This window comes from Pleurocapsa minor HA4230-MV1 (assembly GCA_019359095.1).
GTDB classification, from domain to species: domain Bacteria; phylum Cyanobacteriota; class Cyanobacteriia; order Cyanobacteriales; family Xenococcaceae; genus Waterburya; species Waterburya minor.
Genome location: JAHHHZ010000026.1, coordinates 42349 through 67927 on the forward strand (window position 1 = coordinate 42349; position 25579 = coordinate 67927).

General features: G+C 40.5%; 23 protein-coding genes. 10 read left to right on the forward strand and 13 right to left on the reverse strand.

Going from position 1 to position 25579, the window contains the following annotated elements; translation table 11 throughout:
- Positions 1-236 precede the first annotated feature (236 nt).
- Positions 237-1049, forward strand: coding sequence for a pentapeptide repeat-containing protein (locus tag KME09_18100; protein ID MBW4535853.1), 813 nt, complete (start codon positions 237-239; stop codon positions 1047-1049).
- Positions 1050-1285: 236 nt separating this feature from the next.
- Here the strand turns inward: KME09_18100 and KME09_18105 are convergent, their stop codons facing one another.
- Together KME09_18105 and KME09_18110 are read right to left on the reverse strand one after the other, a co-directional pair.
- On the reverse strand, positions 1286-1504 hold the full coding sequence (locus tag KME09_18105) for a hypothetical protein (GenBank protein MBW4535854.1): 219 nt from the start codon (positions 1502-1504) through the stop codon (positions 1286-1288).
- Positions 1505-1917: 413 nt separating this feature from the next.
- Positions 1918-2565: a DUF2834 domain-containing protein gene (locus KME09_18110; protein MBW4535855.1), complete on the reverse strand. Its 648-nt coding sequence runs from the start codon at positions 2563-2565 to the stop codon at positions 1918-1920.
- Between the two features lie 496 nt (positions 2566-3061).
- On the opposite strand from KME09_18110, the gene KME09_18115 reads away from it, so the two are divergent.
- A complete protein-coding gene (locus KME09_18115) occupies positions 3062-3223 on the forward strand; it encodes a hypothetical protein (GenBank protein MBW4535856.1) in 162 nt (53 codons plus the stop codon).
- On the opposite strand, the gene KME09_18120 is transcribed toward KME09_18115, so the two are convergent.
- The 5 genes from KME09_18120 to KME09_18140 all read right to left on the reverse strand — a co-directional run bounded on the left by KME09_18120 (position 3195) and on the right by KME09_18140 (position 8744).
- Positions 3195-5543, reverse strand: a complete 2349-nt coding sequence (locus KME09_18120; GenBank protein MBW4535857.1) for an ATP-dependent helicase — start codon at positions 5541-5543, stop codon at positions 3195-3197. The two genes, KME09_18115 and KME09_18120, sit on opposite strands and share 29 nt — an antisense overlap.
- 78 nt (positions 5544-5621) lie before the next feature.
- Positions 5622-6062, reverse strand: coding sequence for a DUF29 domain-containing protein (locus KME09_18125; GenBank protein MBW4535858.1), 441 nt, complete (start codon positions 6060-6062; stop codon positions 5622-5624).
- 64 nt (positions 6063-6126) lie between these two features.
- Positions 6127-6624 (reverse strand): phosphohistidine phosphatase SixA, encoded by a 498-nt coding sequence (gene sixA, locus KME09_18130; protein MBW4535859.1) that lies wholly within the window; start codon positions 6622-6624, stop codon positions 6127-6129.
- Positions 6625-6895: 271 nt separating this feature from the next.
- Positions 6896-8122 carry a bifunctional oligoribonuclease/PAP phosphatase NrnA gene (locus tag KME09_18135; protein ID MBW4535860.1) on the reverse strand — a complete coding sequence of 409 codons (1227 nt, stop codon included), beginning with the start codon at positions 8120-8122 and terminating at the stop codon, positions 6896-6898.
- Between the two features lie 124 nt (positions 8123-8246).
- Complete coding sequence (locus KME09_18140) at positions 8247-8744, reverse strand: HNH endonuclease (protein ID MBW4535861.1); 498 nt, start codon at positions 8742-8744, stop codon at positions 8247-8249.
- 192 nt (positions 8745-8936) lie between these two features.
- Between KME09_18140 and alr the strand changes: the two genes are divergently transcribed.
- Entirely contained in the window at positions 8937-10115 is a 1179-nt protein-coding gene (gene alr / locus KME09_18145; GenBank protein ID MBW4535862.1) for an alanine racemase, read from the forward strand.
- A gap of 430 nt (positions 10116-10545) precedes the next feature.
- On the opposite strand, the gene KME09_18150 is transcribed toward alr, so the two are convergent.
- The 4 genes from KME09_18150 to psaK all read right to left on the reverse strand — a co-directional run bounded on the left by KME09_18150 (position 10546) and on the right by psaK (position 14759).
- Positions 10546-10992 (reverse strand): phosphate-starvation-inducible PsiE family protein, encoded by a 447-nt coding sequence (locus KME09_18150; GenBank protein ID MBW4535863.1) that lies wholly within the window; start codon positions 10990-10992, stop codon positions 10546-10548.
- 23 nt (positions 10993-11015) lie between these two features.
- Positions 11016-12911 (reverse strand): molecular chaperone DnaK, encoded by a 1896-nt coding sequence (gene dnaK / locus KME09_18155; GenBank protein ID MBW4535864.1) that lies wholly within the window; start codon positions 12909-12911, stop codon positions 11016-11018.
- Between the two features lie 166 nt (positions 12912-13077).
- A complete protein-coding gene (locus KME09_18160; GenBank protein MBW4535865.1) occupies positions 13078-13704 on the reverse strand; it encodes an Hsp20/alpha crystallin family protein in 627 nt (208 codons plus the stop codon).
- A 791-nt stretch (positions 13705-14495) separates the two neighbouring features.
- Complete coding sequence (gene psaK / locus KME09_18165; protein ID MBW4535866.1) at positions 14496-14759, reverse strand: photosystem I reaction center subunit PsaK; 264 nt, start codon at positions 14757-14759, stop codon at positions 14496-14498.
- Positions 14760-15472: 713 nt separating this feature from the next.
- Between psaK and hemJ the strand changes: the two genes are divergently transcribed.
- The 6 genes from hemJ (at position 15473) to KME09_18195 (ending at position 21361) form a co-directional block, all read left to right on the forward strand.
- The gene (gene hemJ, locus KME09_18170) at positions 15473-16066 is read left to right on the forward strand and encodes a protoporphyrinogen oxidase HemJ (GenBank protein ID MBW4535867.1); all 594 of its coding nucleotides are present in this window, start codon (positions 15473-15475) and stop codon (positions 16064-16066) included.
- 60 nt (positions 16067-16126) lie between these two features.
- Positions 16127-17275, forward strand: a complete 1149-nt coding sequence (recF, locus tag KME09_18175) for a DNA replication/repair protein RecF (GenBank protein MBW4535868.1) — start codon at positions 16127-16129, stop codon at positions 17273-17275.
- 640 nt (positions 17276-17915) lie between these two features.
- Positions 17916-18350 (forward strand): hypothetical protein, encoded by a 435-nt coding sequence (locus KME09_18180; GenBank protein MBW4535869.1) that lies wholly within the window; start codon positions 17916-17918, stop codon positions 18348-18350.
- A 62-nt stretch (positions 18351-18412) separates the two neighbouring features.
- Complete coding sequence (locus KME09_18185; protein MBW4535870.1) at positions 18413-18925, forward strand: hypothetical protein; 513 nt, start codon at positions 18413-18415, stop codon at positions 18923-18925.
- A 350-nt stretch (positions 18926-19275) separates the two neighbouring features.
- Entirely contained in the window at positions 19276-20508 is a 1233-nt protein-coding gene (locus KME09_18190) for an LL-diaminopimelate aminotransferase (protein MBW4535871.1), read from the forward strand.
- A gap of 136 nt (positions 20509-20644) precedes the next feature.
- Positions 20645-21361, forward strand: coding sequence for a 16S rRNA (uracil(1498)-N(3))-methyltransferase (locus KME09_18195; protein MBW4535872.1), 717 nt, complete (start codon positions 20645-20647; stop codon positions 21359-21361).
- 36 nt (positions 21362-21397) lie between these two features.
- Here the strand turns inward: KME09_18195 and KME09_18200 are convergent, their stop codons facing one another.
- Positions 21398-22306 carry a homoserine kinase gene (locus tag KME09_18200; GenBank protein ID MBW4535873.1) on the reverse strand — a complete coding sequence of 303 codons (909 nt, stop codon included), beginning with the start codon at positions 22304-22306 and terminating at the stop codon, positions 21398-21400.
- An 85-nt stretch (positions 22307-22391) separates the two neighbouring features.
- On the opposite strand from KME09_18200, the gene KME09_18205 reads away from it, so the two are divergent.
- Positions 22392-23549, forward strand: a complete 1158-nt coding sequence (locus KME09_18205; protein ID MBW4535874.1) for an LptF/LptG family permease — start codon at positions 22392-22394, stop codon at positions 23547-23549.
- Between the two features lie 376 nt (positions 23550-23925).
- On the opposite strand, the gene KME09_18210 is transcribed toward KME09_18205, so the two are convergent.
- Positions 23926-25515 (reverse strand): glucose-6-phosphate isomerase, encoded by a 1590-nt coding sequence (locus KME09_18210; protein ID MBW4535875.1) that lies wholly within the window; start codon positions 25513-25515, stop codon positions 23926-23928.
- Between the last annotated feature and the right edge of the window lie 64 nt (positions 25516-25579).

Here is a 25579-nt window from a genome sequence, read left to right on the forward strand (position 1 = left end):
GAAAAGCTAGGCGTTGCTGGATCGATATATGATTCTACTATTTTCTCTATGCAAGCAAATTAACTAAAAAGCTAAAGGCTAATAGCTAAGAGCTAAAAGCTATATGCGTAGCGGTATCCTTTAGGACGTACAGATTACTTTTCGGTTTCACGTTGTACCCTTGTGGTATACTTTAAATCAGCAACGCCAAAAGCTATAAGCCAATTGACTGAAAGGTTGAAAACCTCCAATAAATATTGATGATGAGTAGTAAACAACAACAACGTTCTTTTCAACGCATTCTGATTGCTATTGGGGGTACTACGACTTTAATTGGCTTAATTTTGCTAGTTGAAGCCGTTTTAGGCGGAATTAAGTCTTGTCATCCGCAGGAAGTTTGGCTTTTTTGCCAGATTAGGGAATCGGTGCTGTTAAATATTCTGGAAGGATTTAGCATCTTAGTCGCCGTCTGGCTCTTTTTCCTCGAAGCGCCTGAAAGAGATAAGCAAGCACACTATGAAGCTTGGAAAACTATCGATTCCGCCCACGGATTAAGAAATAGCTACGCTAGATTACAGGCATTACAGGATCTTAACAGCGATCGCGTTCCCCTTAGAGGTTTTACTGCTCCAGAGGCAGATTTGCGCGGTATTGACCTATCGGGAGCAGATTTGAGCCATTCTTATTTATCAGGGGCAGATCTGAGCAATGCTAATTTGAGTAATGCTAACCTAAGTCACGCCAACTTAGTTGAAACCAAGCTCAATAATGCTAATCTGACTAACAGCCAGCTGACAGGGGCAAACATCAGCTATGCCGATTTTATTGAAGCTAATTTACAGGAAGTAGATTTTGTTGGCGCAAATATTATTGGCGCAAATTTTGTTCGTTCTAATCTCGCCCAAGCTTATTTTGGGGATGTTAATTTCAACGATTGCCGATTGAATGATGCTAATTTGCAGAAAACTAAATTTTTTGGTGTCGAAAGTCTAACTGTAGAACAGATCAAAACTGGTAAAAATTGGTCTGAAGGTATTTATGATGCCAAAATGCTGACTAAATTGAGGTAGTAAGCTGTTTATTCAATTATCGGGGTAAAGGCTCGAATCTATCGGCATTAAATTTATGGCGATTAGGCTCCGCCTAGCCAAAGGCATCGCACTGGCAAAGTTATTGTATCGTAGTATAGCGATCGCTTTAATTCCCCAATCAAACTAATTGTAGGCGATCGCTCTTAGGGAATTTATCTCATTGTAGACAGGCGATCGCGTAAACGTAAATTGGCTTTTTGATTAATTAAACTCTTTTACTTATCTAGATCGGCAATCATGCTACCGCCAGGGATATGGGCGGTAATATTTTGTTCGTGGGCGAGTTGGTTCTCTGCTGACTTTGACTGGGTAAACTCTTGCTCCATTTGTGCTGCATCCGCAGAGCTTTCCTTTTGGGCTTCTCGTTTCATGATGTCAGAAGATTGCTTTGCATCTCTAAAATCGATAAATCGCTCGGGTTTTTGCTCGGTCATATCCTTATTGTTAATGCTTCACTTTACAGTATCGGAAAAGCTTCAATTGTATTAATCCTTCTAAGGAAAGAAAAAAGTCTCAACCGAAATTGTGTTCTGTCCATCTTTTAAGGCGACGAGCAAACCAACTAACTTTCTCCGATTCAGTTGTCATCATTTTAGGACAGGAGAATTTAAGTTGAACCGTTCTTTGTAAATCTCCAATTCTTCTCCTTTTGTAACTGAGAAAGTTGACGAATATTCTTCATCCAACATCATTGTAAATATGAATTAATCAAGTAAAAACGTAGACACTAGACAATGGATGATTTTTTTGTACGTAAATCCTGGACAACTGCGTTTCTTAAAAACTCCTGCATCTATCTAGAAACAATGCAATTACCCTAAAGGATATGCGTCGCGCTACGAGTAGTTCACGATGTTGTCCTAATTGGCCGTCGCCAGCAAAGATAAGCCAAAGGTCCAAGCAAAGGTACTAATGAGATCAGCCAAAACAACTGGGAATCCCTCAAGTAACCGCGACGAATCATGTCATCTCCCAAAACGGTCGCAAATAACAGGCAAAACAAACCAAAAGCCAAACTCATGCCGTTGATGAAGCGATCGCCTCGAAAAAGTAGCCAAAATTCCCCCCAGTCTCCAGCAAACATGGCATAGATAAGTAAACCAAGCGTAAACAGCATTAATACTATTCCAGTCGAACGTGAATCTAACATTTGTAACAATGCATCTTTCTCCCCCGCAAATTCTGTATTGGGTTCTCGCAAAGCTAGATAAGGAATTAGCCCAACTACACCCGTACCTAACGAAAGGATGGCAAATGGATAGAAAGGAATCGACTGCATCCTGCCATCAAAAAACAATAGGCTGCTATAAATTAGTATCCAAACTCCAATTAAAGCAAACAGAGAAAGGATAACTGGATTGATAGCGTTCCATTGCAGGGTGAATAATTTGATCATTAGGGATTTAGTCAACTCCAAATGAAAAGGGGGAGCGAGTAACAGAAGATAAATAATAAAGCTTGCCCATAACACCCAGAGAACAGGTTTGAAATTCATAACGTGCGATCGCGTATTGTAATGGAATGAGTTTCAATTTAAGATAGGCAATAGATTAAATCAAAAGTATCTGTCACTCGATTGATTCGACGCGATCGCTTTAATCTTTTTTATCAGTTTGGCTCTTACTTAAATAGCTAGGCGGAATTAAATATAAAACCAAAAAGAAGATAGATTTTAATGGTAATTAGTTATCTCTCCCTAATTCCCTACCAGACTATCTTCTAATTAATTTGGCCTACCTACTTACTTATTAATAGACATCTTTACAGAGTAATTACTGTTGTTAATTATAGGCAAAATTTATCGGCATTGCTGATTTGAAGTATGAAACCAAAAAGTAATCTGTACGACCTAAAGGATACTGCTACGCATATAGCTTTTAGCTCTTAGCTATTAGCTTTTTAGTTGATTTGCTTGCATAGAGAAAATAGTCGAATTATACATCGATCCAGCAACGCCAATTTATCCAATTATCGATTTTAATAATGCTAGTTTGGAAAATTTTGCCTGGGTGCAACATAGTTCGGGTTTATTATCGGGTTATGTGAGAGTAACAGCTACTTTTGAAGCTGAAAAACAAGAAGATCTTCAACTTCCCAACCAGAAGATTAAGATTGAAAATCTGCCTAATTTTTCCGACTGTGTAAATATTTAATTAAAGCTGGCAAGACAGGACAAGGCTTTTTCTGTTGCAGACTAGCAGGTTGATCGGAGCGGAATACACTCCAGCGAAATGGCCCTAACTCCTCAGCAGACATCCACAGTAGACGTTTGGCTCTAGTCATCGCCACATATAGCAAACGGTATTCTTCGGCTTGTTTGAGCTTAACTGCTTCTTGCCAAGCTGCCATAGGTGCAGGAATAGTATGGGGTTGTTCGGGGGATATGTACTGATGATGTACTAAACTTCTGATCTGAGCGCGAGCAACTTCTGAGAGAGTAAAACTGCCGAGAAACTTACCTGCATTGGGAATCCAAGGTTCACCTGGCAATATATCTTGGTGCAGAAAAGGAATAAATACATAGTCCCAATCTAATCCCTTAGCCTTGTGCATGGTAATAATTGTCACCTGGTTAGCACGAGTATAGCGATCGCCATCGTCTTCTTCAACTCCTTCAAAGTTTTCGGCACTGACAATCTCGGTTAAAGTCTGAATTGCCGTTTTGAGTGAGCTTTCTGTTCTAGTTTGCTGGCTCACTTTTTCGGCTAATTTTTGCAGCGTGGCTAATTCTGAACCAGTGTATTTAAGCGTCATGCCTAAAAAAGGAATCAGTTGATAATGGGGCAACTCTATTCTGGCGCGAAGCAAATTAACGCAGTAGCGACGAGCTTGCTCTACTTGGGGTTTTTGGTCTGGCTGTAAGAGAGTAGGATATAAAAACTGTTCGGGAAAAGTGGCTAGAGCATTAAGATCTTGAGTGGGTATCAGGCTGCGCTGCTCCAGCACTTCTAAAGCTGCTTTAAGATTATCTGGAGAATGTGGACGAGCAATAAATTGCAGTAATTTAAGAATTTCGGCAGGTATTTGGGAATACCTTTCACTTTCTCCCACTTCATAGATTTTAATCCCGTTTTCTCTTGAGAGATAGGCTAATTCTTCGGCTAAAAACCGCGCCTGACGATTCTCTCTGACTAAAATTGCTGCATTCCTTTGAGGGTGGGCTGTAAGTAAAGCGATCGCCTGTTTGGCAATTAAAGCTACTGTCTGATAAACATCATCTGGGCTACAGATAACTAAACCGCTACCGGTGGGTTGAGGATTGGCATCGGGTTGAGGATCGCCAGGTTCTACCATAACTATATTCTGCAAGCGAAAAGGTGGTGATGGCTGAGGTTCGGGAAATTTAGACCACTGCTGATTCACCCAATGAACGACAAAATTAGCGCTATCAATAATAATCTTGCTGCTACGCCCCGCCTGATTCATCGTAGTTAAGCTGTTTTGCTGCTTGCAGGTTTCACAAAACCAGTTGAAGTAAAGCGGATCGGCTGGGGTAAAGGTAGAGTTAATTGCTTGATTAGGATCTCCTACTCGCACTAAATTGGGCGCAGCATTAGGTTGTTCCCCATTACCCGCCAAAATAGAAATCAGCTTTTCTTGCAGGGGGCTAGAATCCTGGGCTTCATCCTCAAATACACCATAAACCTGGTTTTGCCAGAGTAACCGCATGGGGGGATATTCTAAGACTTTAAGCGCAGCCAGAATCATATCGTCATAGTCGATCAGATCTTGCGATCGCATGGACTGTTGATATTCTGTATATAGTCCTGCGGCAATCTGAAGAATGCCATACTCATCAGTCGCACTCTGACTTAACTCCTGTAACTCTTGAGGCAATAGTCCCGAACTTTTGGCTTCCCGTACTACCGTATTAGTTAACCCTGGTAATACCTCCGTGCGCAACACCGACTGACGGCGCATTCTTTCTGTCTCTTCACCGTCAAACTGTACCCCCTCTAAAAGCCTCTGATACTGCTGAGGATATCCAGCAATCCATTTTTCAACCGCCCCACGAATGATACGATGTCCCGTATTTGGCACTACAATCGTTACCCGATCTAAATCTAGTCCCGATAATTCTTTACGAGAATTAGCAATATTGAGAGCCAAACCGTGAAGAGTATATACGACAAAGCCCCCAGGAGGTAGCATCAAATCTTTCAGGCGATCGCGGATCTTACTTTTAATATTGGCAGCAGCCGAACGAGTATAGGTAACCACTACCAACTGCTTCCTACTGTGTAGTTGATTTTGGGCAATGGCGATCGCCGCAGCTACCGATAAACTATGAGACTTTCCCGCCCCAGGTACAGCAGAAACCGCCATTTCTCCTCCCCGCCAGTTGGCTAAGCCCTGTTGTCCCGTGCGCAAGCTTTTTTTAAGCCGTTCTAGCTCTACTTCCAGCCACTTCGATCTTTCTGTAGTTGAATAATTTGGAGAATTAATTGAATCCTGCTGCTGAGAAGGTAGCATCTAAATTATTTCCGAAAAACAATACTCGATTGTCACTAGTTTAGTGCATCAGTACTTAAATGAAATGAGAAGTTTCTACTACCTGCTACCTAAAAACAAATCCTCTCTCATAATTTCCTGCAATGAAATAAAACAATCATCAGGCAAATGAAACTGAAATTTCATTGTTGTTATAGCATCTTGATAGATTTCATCATATTCATTAACCATGTAGTTCTTGAGACTAGGATTTTTTTTAAGAATGCGCTTGATTCTGCCTCTAAAATTAGCTATCTCTGCCATCCAACCATTACGACAGCGATCGCGTTCACCTTCCCAATATTGAAGCTTTAAAACATGTTCAATTAATCTTTGCAGATAGCTGTCTAAAGCTCTTTTTTGACTCGCCCCCATATCATCAATTTCGTCCAGAAGATTATCCCAGTCCATGTCCTCAAGATCTCGTCGCTGAATTTTTGTCTTTATTTCTTCCACCCAGAGGTTGAAGTCAGATTCATGTAATTTCTGTAGATTAGTCATTTTATTTAAATTGCCAGAACCGCCGTGAGAATCAAGCCAAAAGCTCTTTAATAAGCATCTAATACTAGCAAATCAACCACTTAGGCGAGACATGTAAAAACAAAGTGCTGCGGGCGATGGGAGTGCCAAATTGAGGAATTTTCAAGCCGATTACTCCTGATTTCTTAACCTCAATTTGCCCTTTAATATCTCCCCAGAGCAGCATTTCTGCCCAATTGCCTAAATCTGGCTGATGTCCCACCAAGGCTATTTTGGCATCGGGATGTTGCAGTTGGTATTGCTGTAGCCACTCTAACCATTCGGCGATCGCGCCATCGGGTTGTAAGGGCGTAAAAGTTTCCATCGTTTTAGCCAAACCTGCTTGCTGCAAAATTTCTGCGGTTTGAGCAGCGCGCACTAAAGGACTGGTTAAGAGTAGATCGAATTTTAAGCCGACACTTACTAAACGCTGTGCCACTTGAGCAGTTTTATCTCGACCCTTTTTTACCAGAGGACGCTGTTCATCATCGGCATAAGTTCCTTTTTCCCCAGCAATACCATGACGAATTAAATATGCTTCCATTTAAGGCAACTCAAATAACAACTACCCCTATATTAGACTTCTTGCACGAATCAAAAAAACTAGCTTACCAAGAGGGAAAAGGGTAAGGGCTTGCCCTAAAGGATGTTATACCCTTGTGGTACTAACTTCGTGTCGCACCGCATAGTTTGGTGGAAAAGCGCGAAGTTGCGTTGCGGGGGTTCCCCCCGTTGAGCAAACTTCGTAAGAAGGGAAAATATATTAGTCCGATATTCATGATAGAGGTCTATTAATCAACACCATCATAATGAGCTTAATCAGCAGCAATTACATTATCTTCAGGTTCAACTAAGCGCATTAGTTTTTGTTTGATCTGTCTGTCAAACACTTCCCATTTTAATTTGGTATATTCAGCATTATCGTTGAAGCCATTTAAGAAGCCGACAGGAATCTCGAAACCTCCCGCCATATGTCTACCACCACCAAAAAATCTGCCCTGGATATCTTTACCCAATGTTTCCTTAATAAATTCGTCGGGGTCTAAGGTCAGTTTAGTAGTCCGCAAAGAACCAATTACCAGCTCATTATCATCGTCCTCGTTATGGACAATACCGTAGACTACAGCGGTATGAATATCCTCTTCCGTTACTAGAAAATCTGCTGCTTGGGGAATGGCATCGCGATCATCATAGCGTAAATAACCGACTCCAGAAATCGAGAAATTCTTCTTGGTCACGCAATTGCGTAAAGCTCGTTCAATTACGTTCATAACTCGACGCGATCGCGCGGACTGTAATACGGCATTCAACAGCTGAGAATCGTAAAAACGACTTAAATAAGCAGCAGCAATAAAGTCTTCTTCCTTCGCCTGCATCAAACGATTAGTATCTGAACGCAAGCCATGCATTAACGCGGTAGCACACTTAACGTGGTTTTCGTTACTAGAGTCAAATTCCAGCATTCCTGACTGGATATATTGCGTCAAAATGGTGGCGGTAGCTCTAGTTTGCGGGCGCAGATCGACAAATTCGGCTTTAATTTCTCCCTGTTTACTATGATGATCGACTACCACCAGCAGGGGTATACCTGCTGCTTCTACCACCGCATAAAGCTGACTATTTGTTCCCTGACTATCGATTAACACACAGCCTTGATAAACCGATAAATCTTGTTCTTGTAAGGCAGTATGAATATATTTAGTGGCAGGTAACCCAGTCAATCTAACCAAAGTAATATTCTCTTGGTGAGACAAAGTGCCTCCATAGACAATATCGCAGCTAATGTCATAATTGGCAGCAATAAGTTGATATGCCCAGGCGCTAGACAAGGCATCAGGGTCAGGAAAATCCTGAATTACGATAATTTGCCTTTCTCCTCGATGCTGCTCTAAAACCTTGGTCAACTGATGAACTATCTTAACTAAATCGCTATCCTTTTTCTCTTTACCAAATTTATTACCCTCGACAGCTTCAAACTGTTTTTTTGGCGTAGTTTTATGGGCTAAACGATGTTCTAGAGAAGTGTTTAGGTTAGATGACATATGTAGACTATGATGGGTAATATTAAATTACCGAGTAAGAGAATAAGTATACTAATTTTTATTTAGAATTTCGAGTTTATCACCAACCAATGTCTTCTGTAACGCTCTGCTAGATGAAACTAAATTAAATGCCGATTACGTATTTTTTCCACTCTTGATTAGAGTTGCCCTGAGTGTATTTTATTAGCTCAAAATGCAGACTACTATAAGGGCGACGGGGTTTAGTTTGCAGCGACATTTCCGCTTCTTTAGGAGTACGATTACCTTTTTTTACATTACACCTAACACAGGCTGCTACGAGGTTTTCCCAGGTATCTCCACCACCACGCGATCGCGGAATTACATGATCGATTGTTAATTGATCGCCTTTTGCTTTACAATACTGACAAGTGTTGGTATCTCGTTCCAAAACATTACGACGAGTCAGCGGAATTTCTTTATAGGGTACTCTTACATAATATCTTAAACGGATTACTGTTGGTAGAGGGAAGCCACTATAAACAAACTCACCTCGATGTTCCAGCTGTTCTGCTTTACCTTTAATCAGTAACACCACTGCTCGGCGCCAACTAGTGATATTAAGGGGTTCATAGGAAGCATTCAGTACTAAAACCTTACCCATAGTAAAGACTTATCATTATTTACAAGGAATGGTAACACACAGGAACTAGTTGATGTAACTTTAAAGCAGCTTGTTTTGGCTTGGTGCTTAAGGAATCGAAAAACTATACTTTTATGAGCTTCTTGACTTTATCTATTTCTAGACTAATATTTGTCAATAATATTAGCTAATTCTGGATCATAAATGTTGGATATGGTGAGTTGGCAGCAGCAAAAGCCCCAAAAATTGCCTCAAGACCCATTATCTCGGTTGGTAAATCGTCAACGCGCTTGGGTTGAGGTCGATCTAGATGCTCTAGCTCATAATGTTCTGACTCTCAAATCTTGGCTCAATCCGCAAACCAAATTGATGGCGGTAGTTAAAGCCGATGCCTATGGACATGGTGCAGTTACTGTTGCCCAAACCGCTTTGACTCATGGTGCAGATAGTTTAGCGATCGCCACTTTAGCAGAAGGAGTCGAATTACGTAACTCAGGAATTACCGCACCGATGCTAATTTTGGGCGCGATTAATGCCGTGGAAGATATTCAAGCGGTGGCTGCTTGGGATTTGGAAGTCACAATTTGTAATTCTGAACAAGCAGTGGTTTTTCAGCACACTTTGGCTAGATTAGGTAAGTCACTAGCAGTTCATCTCAAGCTAGATACTGGCATGTCTCGTCTGGGAACCAATTGGCAGTCGGCTGTCGCTTTTGTAACTTTGGTTAAAAGTTTGCCTAATTTAAAGATTGCCAGTGTCTATTCACACTTTTCGACGGCTGATGAAAGCGATCGTCAGATCATGGATTTACAACATCAGCGTTTTCAAACAGCGATCGCTCAATTAAAAACTGTTGGATTCAACCCACCTCAAATTCATCTGGCAAATTCTGCTGCAACTTTAAGCGATCGCTCCACTCATTACGACATGGTACGAGTTGGACTGGCTTTATATGGTTTATATCCTGCTGCTCATCTCAGTCAGGTACTCGAACTTAAGCCAGTATTACAGGTTAAAGCTAAAATTACCCAGGTAAAAACCATCCCCCCAGGAGAAGGAGTCAGCTATGGTCGCCAGTTTATTACTCAAGCAAAGACTAAAATAGCAGTGGTGGGGATTGGCTATGCTGATGGTGTCCCACGCAATTTATCCAATCGACTACAGGCGATCGTGGCGGGACAGTTAGCATCACAAATTGGCTCGATTACGATGGATCAGCTTATGCTGCGGGTAGATCATCTCCCTCATGTTCAAGCAGGAGATATTGTTACTTTAATTGGTCAACAAAATCAGTTCAAAATTACTGCCGACGATTGGGCAAACAAACTTAATACGATCTCGTGGGAAATTCTCTGTGGGTTTAAGCATCGTTTACCCAGGATCTTTGTCTGATACCATTTTTCCTTGAGGCTGTATTTAATTATATGTAGATAGATTGAATTCATTTGCTCTAGCGGAACGAAGGCGATCGCCGTTTTTGGCTAAATTTTTGAACTAAATGTTGAACTTGCTGAAATTGCTCACTGAAAAAACCTTTTATACCAACTTTCTATGAAAATGCACTAAATGAAATTTAACCCCTTTGCCCCAACAGCGCGATTATTCAAGGCGAAATGAATTCGCCGAATCTCGCGCTCAAACTAAGCGGGATAAACGTCTCTGCGTCTTTGCGACGCGAAGCTAGTGCTAAAGCACATTGTACCCTTGTGGTATACCGCTTCGCATATCCTTTAGGGCGCGAAATTTACAATCAAAATATTAAGTGCAACTTTAAGGAGAAATGGTATTAGTCTTTCAGCTTCACTGGTTAAATGGCTTCTTGCTACGGATTTACTTTATTAGTAGTGATAATTTGCTCTGAATTAAACTGAGTAAACATCCAAACTCGTAAATACAACAGTCCGCCTAAGATAGCTAAAAAAGCACATACCCCTAGAAGTTTTTCTAAAGGAATCTCTAGCACTCCTTCTACCACCACTTCCCGTAAAGCTGAAACCAAAGATACTTTTACTGCTGCGCCGACGGATATACGCTGTTCTTGAAGATAAATGATTAAGAGGCGAAATAACTCGACCAAAATCAGAATAAATAGGATATCAGCCGTAATTGCCTTAAAATTCAGCGGTTTGAGCAAAGACAAAAACATTTCGCCTAAACGAATCAGCATCACGCAAAATAAATCGATACATAGAGAAATAACAATAAAATCTTGAAATTTCTCTAAATTGTGGACAATTTTGTCTCTTTGAAACCAAAGCTGCCATTTCATAGTTTCAATCAGCAACGACTAAATTACTGACTGACAAAATCAGCATCAATCACTTCATCACCATCGCTATTTGATGAGGTACCTGCACGACTAGAACTATTGTTATTAGACCCGTCATTATTCGTATACATCGAGCTGCCAATCTGCATCATAGCTTGTTGTAACTCCTCGGTTAGAGACTTCAGGCGATCGTAATTGTCGTGTTGTATTGCTTGCCGTAGATTCTTAACCATGCCTTCAACTCGTTCTTTGTCGTTGGCGGACATTTTGTCACCAAAGTCTTTGAGTTGTTTTTCGGCTTGATATGCCAAGGAATCCGCATTATTTTTAAGATCTATTTTTTCTCGACGTTGACGATCTGCTTCGGCGTTAGTTTCCGCATCCTTGACCATCTGTTCTACTGTCTTTTCGTCCAGGGTAGAAGCGCCAGAAATTGTAATCGACTGTTCTTTCCCGCTGGCTTTATCTTTTGCCGATACAGAAAGAATACCGTTAGCATCAATATCAAACTTAACTTCTATTTGAGGTATCCCTCTAGGTGCGGGAGGAATACCATCAAGGCGAAATGTACCCAAGCTTTTATTATCGCTTGCCATTTCGCGTTCGCCCTGCAAGACGTGAATTTCAACATTTGTCTGTCCGTCAGCAGCAGTAGAAAATACTTCTGACTTCTCCACAGGAATAGTAGTATTGCGAGGAACAAGCTTGCTCATAACACCGCCTAATGTTTCAACACCCAAAGACAATGGCGTAACATCGAGTAATAAAATATCTTTAACATCACCTGCCAACACCCCAGCTTGAATTGCTGCACCAACAGCCACTACTTCATCTGGGTTTACTGCCTGGTTAGGCTCTTTACCAGTAATACGTTTTACTAAAGATTGGACGGCAGGAATACGTGTTGAACCACCAACTAAAACAACCTCGTCAATCTGGGAATTACTCAGACTAGCATCTTTTAAAGCCTGTTCTACGGGAATGCGACAGCGATCTAATAAATCAGAGCATAACTGTTCAAATTGCGATCGCGTTAGGGTCATATCTAGATGTTTTGGGCCATCTTGGGTAGCGGTAATAAAAGGTAAGTTGAGATTGGTTTGAGTCGCCCCTGATAGCTCCATTTTGGCTTTTTCGGCTGCTTCGGTTAGTCTTTGTAAAGCTTGTTTATCCTGACGCAGATCGATACCTTCGTTGCTTTTAAATTCAGCCGCTAACCAATCGACAATTTCTCGATCGAAGTCGTTACCACCAAGGTGAGTATCCCCTGCTGTGGCTTTAACTTCAAATACACCTTCTCCTACTTCTAGAATCGAAACATCAAACGTACCACCACCTAGATCGAATACTAGAATAGTTTCTTGGCTTTTTTTATCTAAGCCATAAGCTAATGCTGCTGCGGTTGGTTCGTTGATAATCCGCAGTATTTCTAAACCAGCAATTTTCCCAGCGTCTTTAGTTGCTTGTCTTTGGGAATCGTTAAAGTAGGCAGGAACAGTAACGACTGCCTGGGTTACTTTTTGCCCTAAATAACTACTAGCATCATCTGCTAGTTTACGCAGTACTTGAGCCGAAATTTCCTCGGGTGCAAACTGTTTATTTAATACGGGACACTTGATTTTAACGCTACCTTTACTATCTCTAACAACTTCATAAGAAACACTGCTGGTTTCATTCCTGACTTCATCATATCTGCGTCCAACAAAACGTTTAACAGAATAAAATGTATCCCTAGGGTTCATTACCCCCTGCCGTTTGGCAATTTGTCCGACCAACTGCTCGCCATTTTTATTGTATGCCACTACTGAAGGCGTAGTACGCTGTCCTTCGGCGTTAGCAATTACGGTGGGTTGTCCACCTTCTAATACAGCTATACAAGAGTTGGTTGTTCCTAAATCAATACCTACAACTTTTGCCATAATTTCATTTTTTTGAGTCTATGTACAGTAAGGGATTTAAACTGTTGAAAACTAATTAATTAAAATTAAGTGCAATAGAAAGGAAGCGAGTAACAAAAAATATTTTGCTCGTTACTCGCTCTCTACAATTTATCTACATTTTTTTGGCAATTACGGAGTAAAAGAATTAACTAGCTGAGACTTGCTCTGAATTAGTTTGTTGGCTATTATCCCAAGCATCTTGATTACCATATCCACCAGTTTCAGATGTGACAACAACCTTTTCGGTTGATGGTTCGCTGATAGAATTAGAACTAGTTTCCATTTGCGAATTTGAGTTTGATTGAGAAGATTCCGAGATGTTTTTACTGTCACGCGAGCCTAAGTTTACTTTGGTAACCTTATTTTCTTGCTTTTGTACTTTAGGTAATTCTAAAGTTAAAATACCGTCTTGATAATCTCCTTTGACTTGATTATTATCAATAGGAACAGGTAGGGGAATGGTACGACTAAAGCTACCATAACGGAATTCTGAACGTTTCATGCCATTTTTTTCTGACTTAGACTCAGATTTACGTTCACCAGTAATCATTACCGCATCTTTAGTCACCTGCACGTCTAAATCATTGGCGTTCATACCTGGTACTTCCACCTTGAGGTGTACTGCATCCTCTGTTTGTTCCATTTCTGCCAAAGGCATAAATGCTTGTCTCATTGAAGTCTGTTCGTTTGATGCCAAAGCTTCAAACATACGATTCATATCTCTTTGTAAAGCATCCATTTCATGAAAAGGTTGCCAACGAATTAAAGCCATAATCTTTTTCCTCCTAGATAATATTGTGTTTTGGATTGTGTTTTGTTTGATCGATGTCCTGAAACTAAAAGCACTCTCAAAAGCAGTTTGACAATTGTTCTGCGCACAGCAAAAGCCAATGAAAAAATAAAAAAGTGTCAAAGTGTCAAAATTTTTCTTTATTTGATCGAGCAGATTAGATACAGAACAAAACTAATATGCCGATACTTTACTTTGATGCTGCACAGATCTAGATTCAATAATGATCGAGCAAAAGGCATCCGAGAGCATCCGACACTAAATTCACCTAAATTAGTGCTAATTTAGTTTTGAAGACTTCAAAGAGTAGTAGCTAAAAACGCTACCTATAAAAAGCTAACTGTGTTTAGTGTCCCGATGAGTAAAAGTTATCTTTACATGAGACTAAAACCAAAGCTAATAAGCGTATATCAGATAGTTCAATGAACTCAATTATCGATTGGTTATCAAACTCATCTGGCTTATATGTAGAATTTATCAAGCAGAAATATTGATTAAATCTTTCTAAAGAGGGATAAAAGATAGTAATAATATTAATACTTTAGTTAGTTACTGATTTGGATTTTATTTGTTAAGTAAATCAACCAAAGTTGCATATTGATTTACCCTACTACCTATATGCGAAGCGGTATCCTTTAGGACTACCTACTACCTAATCTCAACCCATCAATTCAAACTTAACGATCTACTAGTTCATAGCAGGGAGAGTTTGAATTTTTGTGTTATTTCATTTTCTCCCTACTTATTCTTCACAAGTTTAAAGCTGTTCTAACTTACAATGCACCAGCATTAGCTAGACCCAAAATCATCCCTGCACCCAAAAGATGACCGAAACTAGTAGTACCTAATAAAGCAGGTAGTCCCATCCCACCAAATAAAGCGGGAGAAGGCAGTTGAGGGCCAGCATTCTTATATTTAATAGTGAATTTGCCAATAGCGATCGCCACAATATTACAGGCAATCATTACAAAAGCCACTTTAGGACTCCACGATACGGTATGAGGTGCAGTTGCAGCTAATAAAGTTAAATAAGTCATAGTATTTTTCTCCTAAATTTGGTAAATTTTGATTTTTTTCCTGAACTGATAATAAATTTATTTCTTTGGATAACAGAAGTATGAATCGATGTTGCAATATTTATTAATCTAGTTAAGTTTTATATACAAAAATATCTTTATGCAGATTCCCTTTGTCTTGTTGGTTTATCTTGAGGAAGATTCTCTATGAGATATATATGAGATATACAAGGGGCTGTGGCTCAGTTGGATAGAGCAAGTGCCTCCTGAAGCATCGGGCATGATGGGGGAAACTTCATTAATGAATGTGGTCAAATTCAGGGAAGCCTAAAGTTGTTGACAAGTTAGTTTACAACCAAGGTAATCTTGAGCCAAGCTTTATAGTTCCTGGTAAAGAAGGTGCAGAGACTGGTTGCAGGTATACAAACAGGGAACAGTGTATTTTTAAGTCTAGTTACTAGAACTGTCTGCAACATAACGGCCACCACCTAAAGGTATTTTGCCCATGGTGAAGGGATAGTCCAGAGAGTAGGGAAACCTACACTAATCTGAAGCGCTAGGTCGCCAGTTCAAATCTGGCCAGTCCCGTTATCTCATTTTCTTTAACCTCAGGCAAGATCGAAAATCAAACTAGTCCTTAAAATTTTATTGCGTAGATGTGATGTGAGTGGCAAAAAAATATACACTTCACTTACATAGGAAAAAAGTTTTTAATCGCAATAATAATAATATTTATGGCTTATTACTGGTTCAAAGCATTTCACCTGATTGGGATTGTAGTCTGGTTTGCAGGGTTGTTTTATTTAGTCAGGTTGTTTGTTTATCATGCAGAAGCACAACAAGAACCCGAACCAGCCCGTAGCATCCTGAAGAAGCAATATGGCATTATGGAGCAACGTCTCTATAGCATTATTACTACTCCTGGGATGATTTTAACGGTAGCAATGGCAATTGGTTTAATTTCTACCGAACCAGAAATCTTAAAATCAACTTGGCTACATATTAAGTTAGCTTTTGTTATTTTGTTGATTGGCTACCATCACTACTGTAAGCGGATCATGAACAAGCTAGCTGCGGACGAATGTCAGTGGACAGGACAGCAGTTTAGAGCCTTAAATGAAGCGCCGACAATTTTACTGGTGTTAATTGTGCTTTTGGCTGTATTTAAAAATAGTTTACCTCTTGATGCTGCAACGTGGCTGGTAGCTGCTTTGGTGATCACCATGGTGGCGAGTATCCAACTGTATGCCAAAAAACGTCGTAAAGACAAAGAAAAGCAAGCTCAACTCGAACAACAGCCCGAATTTGCTTCTTCCGTAGGAGAATAATCTTCAAAACCTAAAAACATAGCATTCTGTACGCCATATTTTCAATCGGCAACCCGATCAATGTATTTAAAAAGCTTGCGTCTGCGATCGTTTCGGAATTATGTCGATCGCCAGATTGAATTTACGGCACAGAAGACGATCTTAGTAGGCAATAATGCTCAAGGAAAATCTAATCTGTTAGAAGCGGTTGAGTTACTAGCATCCCTCAAGAGTCATCGTACGAGTCGCGATCGCGAATTGGTTTTAGATTCTGCCACGACAGGACAGATCGACGCAACCGTTGAACGAGCTTATGGCACTAGTGAATTAAAAGTCGTGTTTCGTAAGCAGGGAAGGCGTACCGTAGCGGTAAACCAAGAAAATTTACGCCGTCAGCTAGACTTTTTGGGGGTGCTGAATGCAGTCCAGTTTTCTAGTCTAGATTTAGATCTGGTTCGGGGTGCGCCAGATGCTCGGCGTAGTTGGTTAGATGGCTTGTTAATTCAATTAGAGCCTGTTTATTCCAGCATTTTACAGCAGTATAACCAGGTGCTAAAACAGCGTAATGCCTTACTGAAAAAGATTCGTGCGGTCAAGCAAGAAAACGAGTCGATAGAGCTAGCGACATTTGAACCACAGCTAAGATTATGGGATGAACAGCTAGCAGCAGCAGGTTCGAGGGTGGCACGCCGACGCGCTAGAGTGATAGCTAGACTTGCTCCCATTGCCGAATTTTGGCACAAGCGTATTAGTGGCGAAACAGAACGTCTAGAGGTTAATTATCTGCCTAACGTTAAGTGGTTAGAAGATGACCCCATAATTGTGCAGCAGGCTTTTCTCGCCAAGATTAAAGAACGCCGTATGGTGGAGCAATATCAGGGTAAAACAATGGTGGGGACGCACCGCGACGAAATCGAGTTGGTCATTAATCAAACCCCTGCTCGTTACTATGGCTCTCAAGGACAACAACGCACCCTCGTATTAGCCTTAAAACTAGCGGAATTAAAGCTGATTGAAGAAGTAGTAGGAGAACCACCTTTACTGCTGTTAGACGACGTATTAGCCGAACTAGATCCCAATCGCCAAAAACAACTATTAGAAGTAATCGGCGATCGCTTTCAAACCATGATCACTACTACCCATATCGACACTTTCAATCACGACTGGATTAAAGATTCCCAAATCCTCGCAGTAGAAGCAGGAAAGATCAGTGAGGTTTTATGGCATTAGAGGATATCTAAAAAGTCTAATTGCTACGTTTCCAGTGGGTAGCTCCCCCTAAATCCCCCTTGTTAAGGGGAACTTTGATTCCGATTCCCCTCTTGTTAAGGGGGACTTTGATTCCGATTCCCCTCTTGTTAAGGGGGACTTTGATTCCGATTCCCCTCTTGTTAAGGGGGACTTTGATTCCGATTCCCCCCTTGTTAAGGGGGGCTAGGGGGGATCTGATAGGGTCTAAGTATAACAGAATTGAGTTCTCAGACATTCTCTTAAGCTTAAACAGATTAAGTATCTGAGTAAAATTCATAGCAATAGTCAAAAAATCCATAATTAAAAATACACATAACAATAATTAATGTCTCATTTAAAAATTAGCTTGAGTAATAATTTTGCTAGTTTATTGCTTTAGATAGATGAAGTTTTAATAGAATCCAGCCTATCGTAATTGGTAACAATAAATACAGAAAACTGAGTAAGCTAATTTAGGTAAATACTAGAAAAAATAAGCTAGTAGACACAAAAAAATTAGAGTGAGCAGAAATATTTTGACAGCAACTAGTCAAAAATAATTATTGTCTAGCTAGCAATTTTTTGTGCTTAATTCTTGCTCAAGATTATTAACCAATAGTAAATATCAGGAGCTACATTTATGATCAAAAGTTTAAGTAATATTCGCCGCTTTTTAATTACAACCTTAGTAATTTTAATAGTTGCAACTACTACAGCTTGTTCTTCTAGTTCAACTGCTACTGTTCCTAATCCAACAATAAATAAAACTCAAGCTTATTCACAGTTAGAGACAGGAAATAGCCTTGCGGGACAAAAATTTGGTGATTGGGTAATTAGTACTAGCCAAGGATTAGTTAAGGATGCTTATGTAAGGGACAACAATAAGTTAGGCATAGTGATTTCTGAACAGGTTAAACCAACAGAAGTTAAAACATTAGCTAAAGCTTTAACTAAAGGTTTTCATCAGAATTTCCCCAATCAAGATCTAACTGTTTTGATGTATGCACCAGATAAAGAAAGAGTTTTGACTGCTAAATATAATGCGCGTTCCAATAATATCGAATATCAAGGATAGTCGAAAGCTAAATCGCATGTAGTCAGAATTTATCAGAATTTAATAACTTAGGAGCAATAATTATGTCCAGTAGTGACCAGTATAAAAAACAAGTTATGAATGACCTTGCTGGTGGTAAGGTTGAATCTCTGGATAATTCAGAGATAAATGAAGATAGTTACGATAACTTTGATGATTTTGCTAATCGTTCTAGCAGACAAGAAAGACACGGTTTGTTCCGTAATGCTTTTCATCACGAAAACGTTTCGCCACAACAAATGGAACCTGAGTTGCAAAAGGCGATCGCACAAATTAAGCCGAATGAAAGAGATGATGTAGCTAGAGAGTTTTTAAAACACCTCGACAAAAGAGGACTTAAGGAAAGAGATGTAGCAAGTCAACTGGGTTTATCTACTCATCATGCGAGTCGGATGAACGCTGATGATGTGAGTAAACTGGCTAACTTTACCTATCATTCTCATCCTGACATTTTCCAAGAAGTAATGGCAGATCAGCCTGCTTTAATTAAATTCTTGAGTAATCCTGTTGTGGGTGCAGCCTTGGGTGCAGTTGCATCTAAATGGTTACGTCGTTAATGCTATTGGTAACATGATAATTTATCGGTAATAACTTTAAGAGTGCTAGCGATCGCCAGCGCTTTTTTTTGCCAAAAACCTTCTAGATCTAATAAGAAATATTTTAATGTTTACTATAGATGGGGAAGTAGCGAAATAGAGGAAATTAATTTGTATCATTATTTTTTGGATTTTATACACATCCCTAGGTAAAAACGTTAGGACATCTTTGAAATACTACTTCCTATTTCCTATTTCTTATTTCCTACTTACGAGCCGATTACTATAATAATGTCTTAATCTAATTTTGTACGGCTATAATTTGCCAGATAACAGTAAGCTTGATATATGGCGTTCGTAGCAAAAAATCAATGGCAACTATCAACGATAATTATCTCAAACTTAAAGCAGGATATCTGTTTCCTGAAATTGCACGGCGAGTTAGTGCTTTTGCAGCCGAAAATCCTGATGCATCAATTATTAAGCTGGGGATTGGGGATGTCACCGAACCCTTGCCTGCTGCCTGTCGCGATGCAATCATTGAAGCGACTAAAGAAATGGGCGATCGCCAAACCTTTAAAGGTTATGGCCCAGAACAGGGATATCTTTGGTTAAGAGAGAAAATTGCCCAACAAGACTTTCAATCCCGTGGTTGCGACATAGATGCGTCGGAAATCTTCATTTCAGATGGTTCTAAGTGTGATTGTGGCAATATCCTCGATATTTTTGGCAATGATAATAAGATTGCCGTAACCGATCCTGTTTATCCCGTGTATGTTGATACTAACGTCATGGCTGGACATACAGGAGAAGCTCAAGATGGTAAATATGAGGGTTTGGTTTACCTTCCCATCAGTGCTGAAAATAACTTCACGGCTGAAATTCCTCGCGAAAAAGTAGACCTAATTTATCTTTGTTTCCCTAATAATCCTACAGGAGCAACGGCCACCAGAGAACATCTTCAAGCTTGGGTAGATTATGCCAAGCAACACGGCTCATTAATTCTGTTTGATGCAGCTTATGAAGCCTTTATCACCGATCCCGATTTACCTCACTCAATTTATGAGATTGAAGGAGCAAAAGACTGTGCGATCGAGTTTCGTTCTTTCTCCAAAAATGCTGGCTTTACGGGGACTCGTTGCGCCTTTACCGTAGTTCCTCAAAACTTGCTCGGTACAGCAAAAGACGGTTCTGAGGTCAAAATTTGGCAATTGTGGAATCGTCGTCAATGTACTAAGTTTAACGGCGTATCTTACATCGTTCAGCGGGGTGCAGAGGCAGTCTATTCTGAAGCTGGGCAAGCGCAAATTAAGGAATTAGTCAGCTTTTATCTCGAAAACGCTAGAATCATCCGCGAACAGCTAACCGCAGCAGGAATTGAAGTATACGGCGGAACAAATGCTCCCTATGTTTGGGTTAAAACACCCAACGGCTTATCTAGCTGGGACTTTTTCGATAAATTACTCTTGAACTGTAACGTGGTAGGCACTCCAGGATCTGGTTTTGGTGCAGCAGGGGAAGGTTATTTCCGCATCTCGGCATTTAACAGTCGGGACAATGTTAACGAGGCAATGAAACGAATTACCGAGAAGTTTCAAGCTTAGTTAATTAGCCAAGGTTAAACATGGCGATCGCATTTTATAATTTAAACTATTTAAACAATAGTGCGATTAGGCTCCGCCTACGCTTCGCGATCGCTTAACTAGATAAATATTAATAAAGTAGATAATCTCAGATCATTTGACCTATCGTTTAGTCATTAATTCGGCACAAATCCAACAAGAGCAAATCATTTTAGATGCTCAACAGTTGCATTATCTCTTGCGAGTGTTACGACTGGGTAATGGCGATCGCTTTCTGGCATTAGATGGTGTGGGTAATGCTTGGTTAGCGGAAATTACAGAATCCTCAGCACAGATTATTGAATCAGTTGAAATCAAAACCGAGTTGCCTTCTACACTAAGTCTGATTACGGCTTTACCCAAAGGTAGCGGTTACGAACAGGTGATCCGTTGCTGTACAGAATTGGGTGTCAGTAACTTTATCCCTGTAATTAGCGATCGCACTCTCCTCAAGCCTAACCCCAACAAAGTTCAACGTTGGCGCAAAATTGCTACCGAAGCAGCCGAACAATCAGAAAGACAGATCGTACCGCAAATATTAGAACCCGTAACCTATATCTCGGCAATAGAACAAGTTAAAGCAACTCAGAATAAATATATCTGCGTGGCGCGGGGAGATATACCAACTCTCTGGAGTAGTCTACAGCAACAAACCCCAGCGGAAATAATTATTGCTACAGGTTGCGAGGGAGGCTGGACAGATGTAGAAGTCGCAAAAGCGATCGCTTTGGGTTTCCAACCTGTATCTTTAGGCAAGCGTATTCTGCGGGCAATTACTGCGCCAATTGTAGTTAGTTCAATAGTTACAGCAATTTTAGAATCAAAGACAGATTAGTTAGAGTTTGATTTTACAGCGAATTTCAGTTCCCCATTACCCAACTTTTGCGCCTGCGGGATTGATAGCCAGCGATCGCACTTGAGATTCAATGTCCATCTTATTCCAGGCTACCGTCATTGATTTAACTACCTGTTCTACTCGTTCAGGATTAGCTAGAGCCAGTAAAGTCGGGCCTGCGCCACTAATTACCAGACCATATGCCCCAGAAGCAATAGCAGCCTGTTCTACTTGCTGATAGCCCGTAATTAGTTTTTGGCGGTAGGGTTGATGTAATTGATCGGCTAAGGCAGTTTTGAGCCAGGCAGGGTTGTTAGTTTCTAAGGCTCTAATTAATAGTCCCATGCGAGAAATATTAAAAATGGCATCACTGCGACTATATTCTGTGGGTAATACCTCACGCGCTTCTCTAGTAGATAATTCAAAATTAGGAATAGCCACAATGGGAATAATATCTTGATGCCAAGGAATTTGACTAATTTGCCATTCTCCTCGATCTTCCACCGATAGCAGACAGTTACCCAGTAAAGCGGGAACTACATTATCTGGATGACCTTCAATGGCGATCGCCATTTGCATAATTTCCTTTTGACTGAGGGGATTTCCCGCTAGGCTATTTGCCCCCAATAAACCGCCGACAATTGCTGTGGCAGAACTACCCAAACCCCGTGACAGGGGAACTCCTAGCTTAATAGTAATTTCTAGATGAGGTGGTGTTTGTTGAATGTGTTGATAGAACTGAAGTAAAGAACGATAGATTAGATTATTGTCACCCAATCCTACTTTATGGGCCTCTTCTCCTTCAACGATAATCTTTAATTTAGTATCACTATCAACCACCACAAATTGAAACTCATTTGCCATAGTTAAAGCTGCACCCAGACAATCAAAGCCAACTCCAATATTTGCTGTGGTCGCAGGGACACTAACGGTAACCTGATTCATATCTTATAGTTTGATGTTAATAGTGTAATGTATCTCAGTGAGCCTAGAACTTACAGCTTACAGCTTATAGCTTACAGCTTATTTAATGAAATTCGATTACCAAAGTATTAAACATAGCTGCCCAATCTCATTAATGGATCGCTATTTAGTTCAGCAATTAAGCTGGTTTTTTCTTTTTAGCGTCAGTTTATTAACTGCTTTAGGAGTCGCTATTGGTACAGTTGCCGATCTATCCCATAAAGTTAGTGAATATCATCTACCGATACCGATTGCCCTGGCGATCTTTGGTCTGAAGATTCCTGAGTATGCTGCTTATGCTTTAGCAATTTCGATGCTTTTAACCAGCTTGAGCATCTATGGTCGATTAAATAGCGATCGCGAATTAACCGCCCTGTTTAGTTTTGGTATTAGCATCTATCGAGTTATTTTACCTGCCTTCTTATTTAGTTTGATCGTTACTGGAATTACATTTCTCCTCAATGAACTAATTGTTCCTGCTGCTAACTATCAAGCAAATTTACTCCAGAATCCTTACATTATCAAGACAGAATTAAATCTACAACATCAAAACATCTACTATGCCGAATATGCATCAGGTTTGAATGGGACTAAAAAAGTCCAGCGAATCTACTTTGCCGAACAATATAAGCAACCGAGGTTAATTAACGTAACTATTCTCAGTTTTAGCCAAGAATATCTAGACCAGATGATTACCGCCCAATCGGCTCAATGGAATCAGCAACAGCAGACTTGGAATTTAGCTCAAGGAGCGATCGCTCGCTTTGATCGCAAAGCCAAAATCAATAATAAGGAAAAATTTACCGCCAAACAACTGTCTTTCCCAAAAACTTTTTTCCAGATTGTCAATCAAGGACGCAGTACTGAAGATATGAACATCCACCAAGCGAAAGAATATTTGAACTTGATCGAAGATAGTGGAGAACCAACCAAGATTGCTCAGTTTACCGTACGAATACAGCAAAAATATGCCTTTCCCTTTATCTGTGTGGTCTTTGCCTCAATCGGTTCAGCCATAGGAATCAAATACTTTGAGCTAAATCGTGCCAGAAGTTTTGCCTTGTGTGTAGGAATTGTTTTTGCTTATTACTGCTTAGGATTTGCCTTGGGTTCATTAGGAATTACAGGTGTGATTCCTCCTTGGTTAGCTGCTTGGTTGCCAAATTTTATCGGTTTCGGTGTAGCAGGCTACTTGCTGATAGCTGATATAGCCGTACAAAGTTAGATTAGGACATTAATAGTAATCGACTCGTAAATAGGAAATAGGAAGTAGGAAATAGCGCGAAATTCCGTTGCCCTAAAGGACTAGCTTCGCGTCGCGCGGGGAACCCGCGTTGTCCTAAAGGATACACCTTCGGATAAGGAAATTTCGTAAGACGGAAGTAGGATTTCAAAAATGTCCTAACGTTTTTACGTATGGCTATAGTTCATCGTAGGGGCAAACGCCCTAAAGGATTTCCTTCAGAGTCAGCCCCTTGAAAACCTGACCGTTTCCGCCTTACTTAAGTAAATAGCTAAAAGCTAAAAGCTAATAGCTAGGGCAAAGCCCTTTACCATATGTTTTTTAGGGGAATTGACTATCGTTTACATAGTTGCCAGGATTATTTTTGCCAAGCAACTTTAACTGTCTTGGGTTGACCAATATTACCGTGGACGATAATACCTCGCTGGTTAGCGTTTAAATGGCGCACAATTTTATAAACGGTTTCCACTTCGTCTTTAATTTGAGCCTTGGCTGCTAATTCATCAAGAGACAGAGGGGTATCAGTTTGTTTGAGGGTATCTACGACTTTTTTCTGAATATCTAACACCGTCGCTGCTGCTTTTTTTCCCGCTTCAACTCCTGGCTGGTGATAGGCGTTGATATTCACCAAAGAAGCATAGATACTAACTCCCCGTTCATAAAGGGCAATTAAAGCACCAACAATGCGCTCGTTGACCTTGGGTATGGTAATGGTAATTGAATCGCGCTGTTTGTCGTTCAGGGCTGTCCGAGTACCCAATAAAAATCCTTTGAGGTAGTCCCCAGAAGTAGTACCTGGTTCAATTTCCACATATTCACCAGAGCGATCTTCTAAGACTTCGATAAAGGTGAGGAAAAAGTTATTGACTCCTTCTCTTAGCTGCTGAACATAAGCGTGTTGGTCGGTTGAACCTTTATTACCATAGACCGCAATCCCCTGATTGACCACCTTGCCATCTAGATCCATCTCCTTACCCAAGGATTCCATAATTAGCTGCTGGAGATAGCGACTAAATAGCAAGAGACTGTCTTTATAGGGCAGAATTACCATATCTTTTTCGCCCCTACCGTGTCCTGCACAGTACCAAGCCATCGCTAGTAGTGCTGCGGGGTTATCCTTAAGGCTAGGCTTACGAGTCAACGCATCCATTGCCTTTGCCCCTTCCAACATCGCCTTGATGTCAATTCCCTGTAAGGCAGCAGCGACTAAACCTACGGGAGATAATTCCGAAGTCCGTCCCCCAACCCAGTCACGCATGGGGAAAATAGCTAGCCAGCCTTCACGTTCAGCGATCGCCTCTAATTTACTACTTTTTCCCGTAATTGCAAAAGCATGAGCAGCGAAATCGAGGTTGTGGTCAGCATAAACTTTCTTAACCTCCAGCATCCCATTCCGAGTTTCTGGTGTGCCACCAGACTTAGAAATCACCGAGACTAAAGTGGTGGAAAGGCGATCGCCAATCTCGGCAATTACTCGATCGATTCCCGCAGGATCGGTATTATCAATAAAATGAATCCTCAAGGGAGGTTCATGAGGCGCTAAAGCCTGAGCCACAAACTGAGGGCCCAAAGCCGAACCACCAATCCCAATCGAAAGAATATCGGTGAACTTAGCACTATTGGGAGGATGAATTTCTCCACTATGTATTTTTTGTTGAAAATCGATCACGCTATTATTGGTGTCGATAATATCTTGTCTTAGTTCAGGAGTCGGTGCTAGTTCAGGATCTCGTAACCAATAGTGACCAACCATGCGGTTTTCATCAGGATTAGCGATCGCCCCAGCTTCTAAAGCTGCAATATCTTCAAATGCCCTGTCAAACTTAGGTTGTAATTGTTCGATCTCGGCTGCATCAAAGCTAATGCGACTAATATCTAAATAGAAGCCTAAATCTTCATTAAAATAAAGCCAGTCTTGATAGCGTTGCCAAAGTGCTAGATTGTCCATAAATATTTCTCAGCGCGAATATCTGTAAGTTTAGTCGAAGCCCCCTCTGCTTTAAAATTTGTTT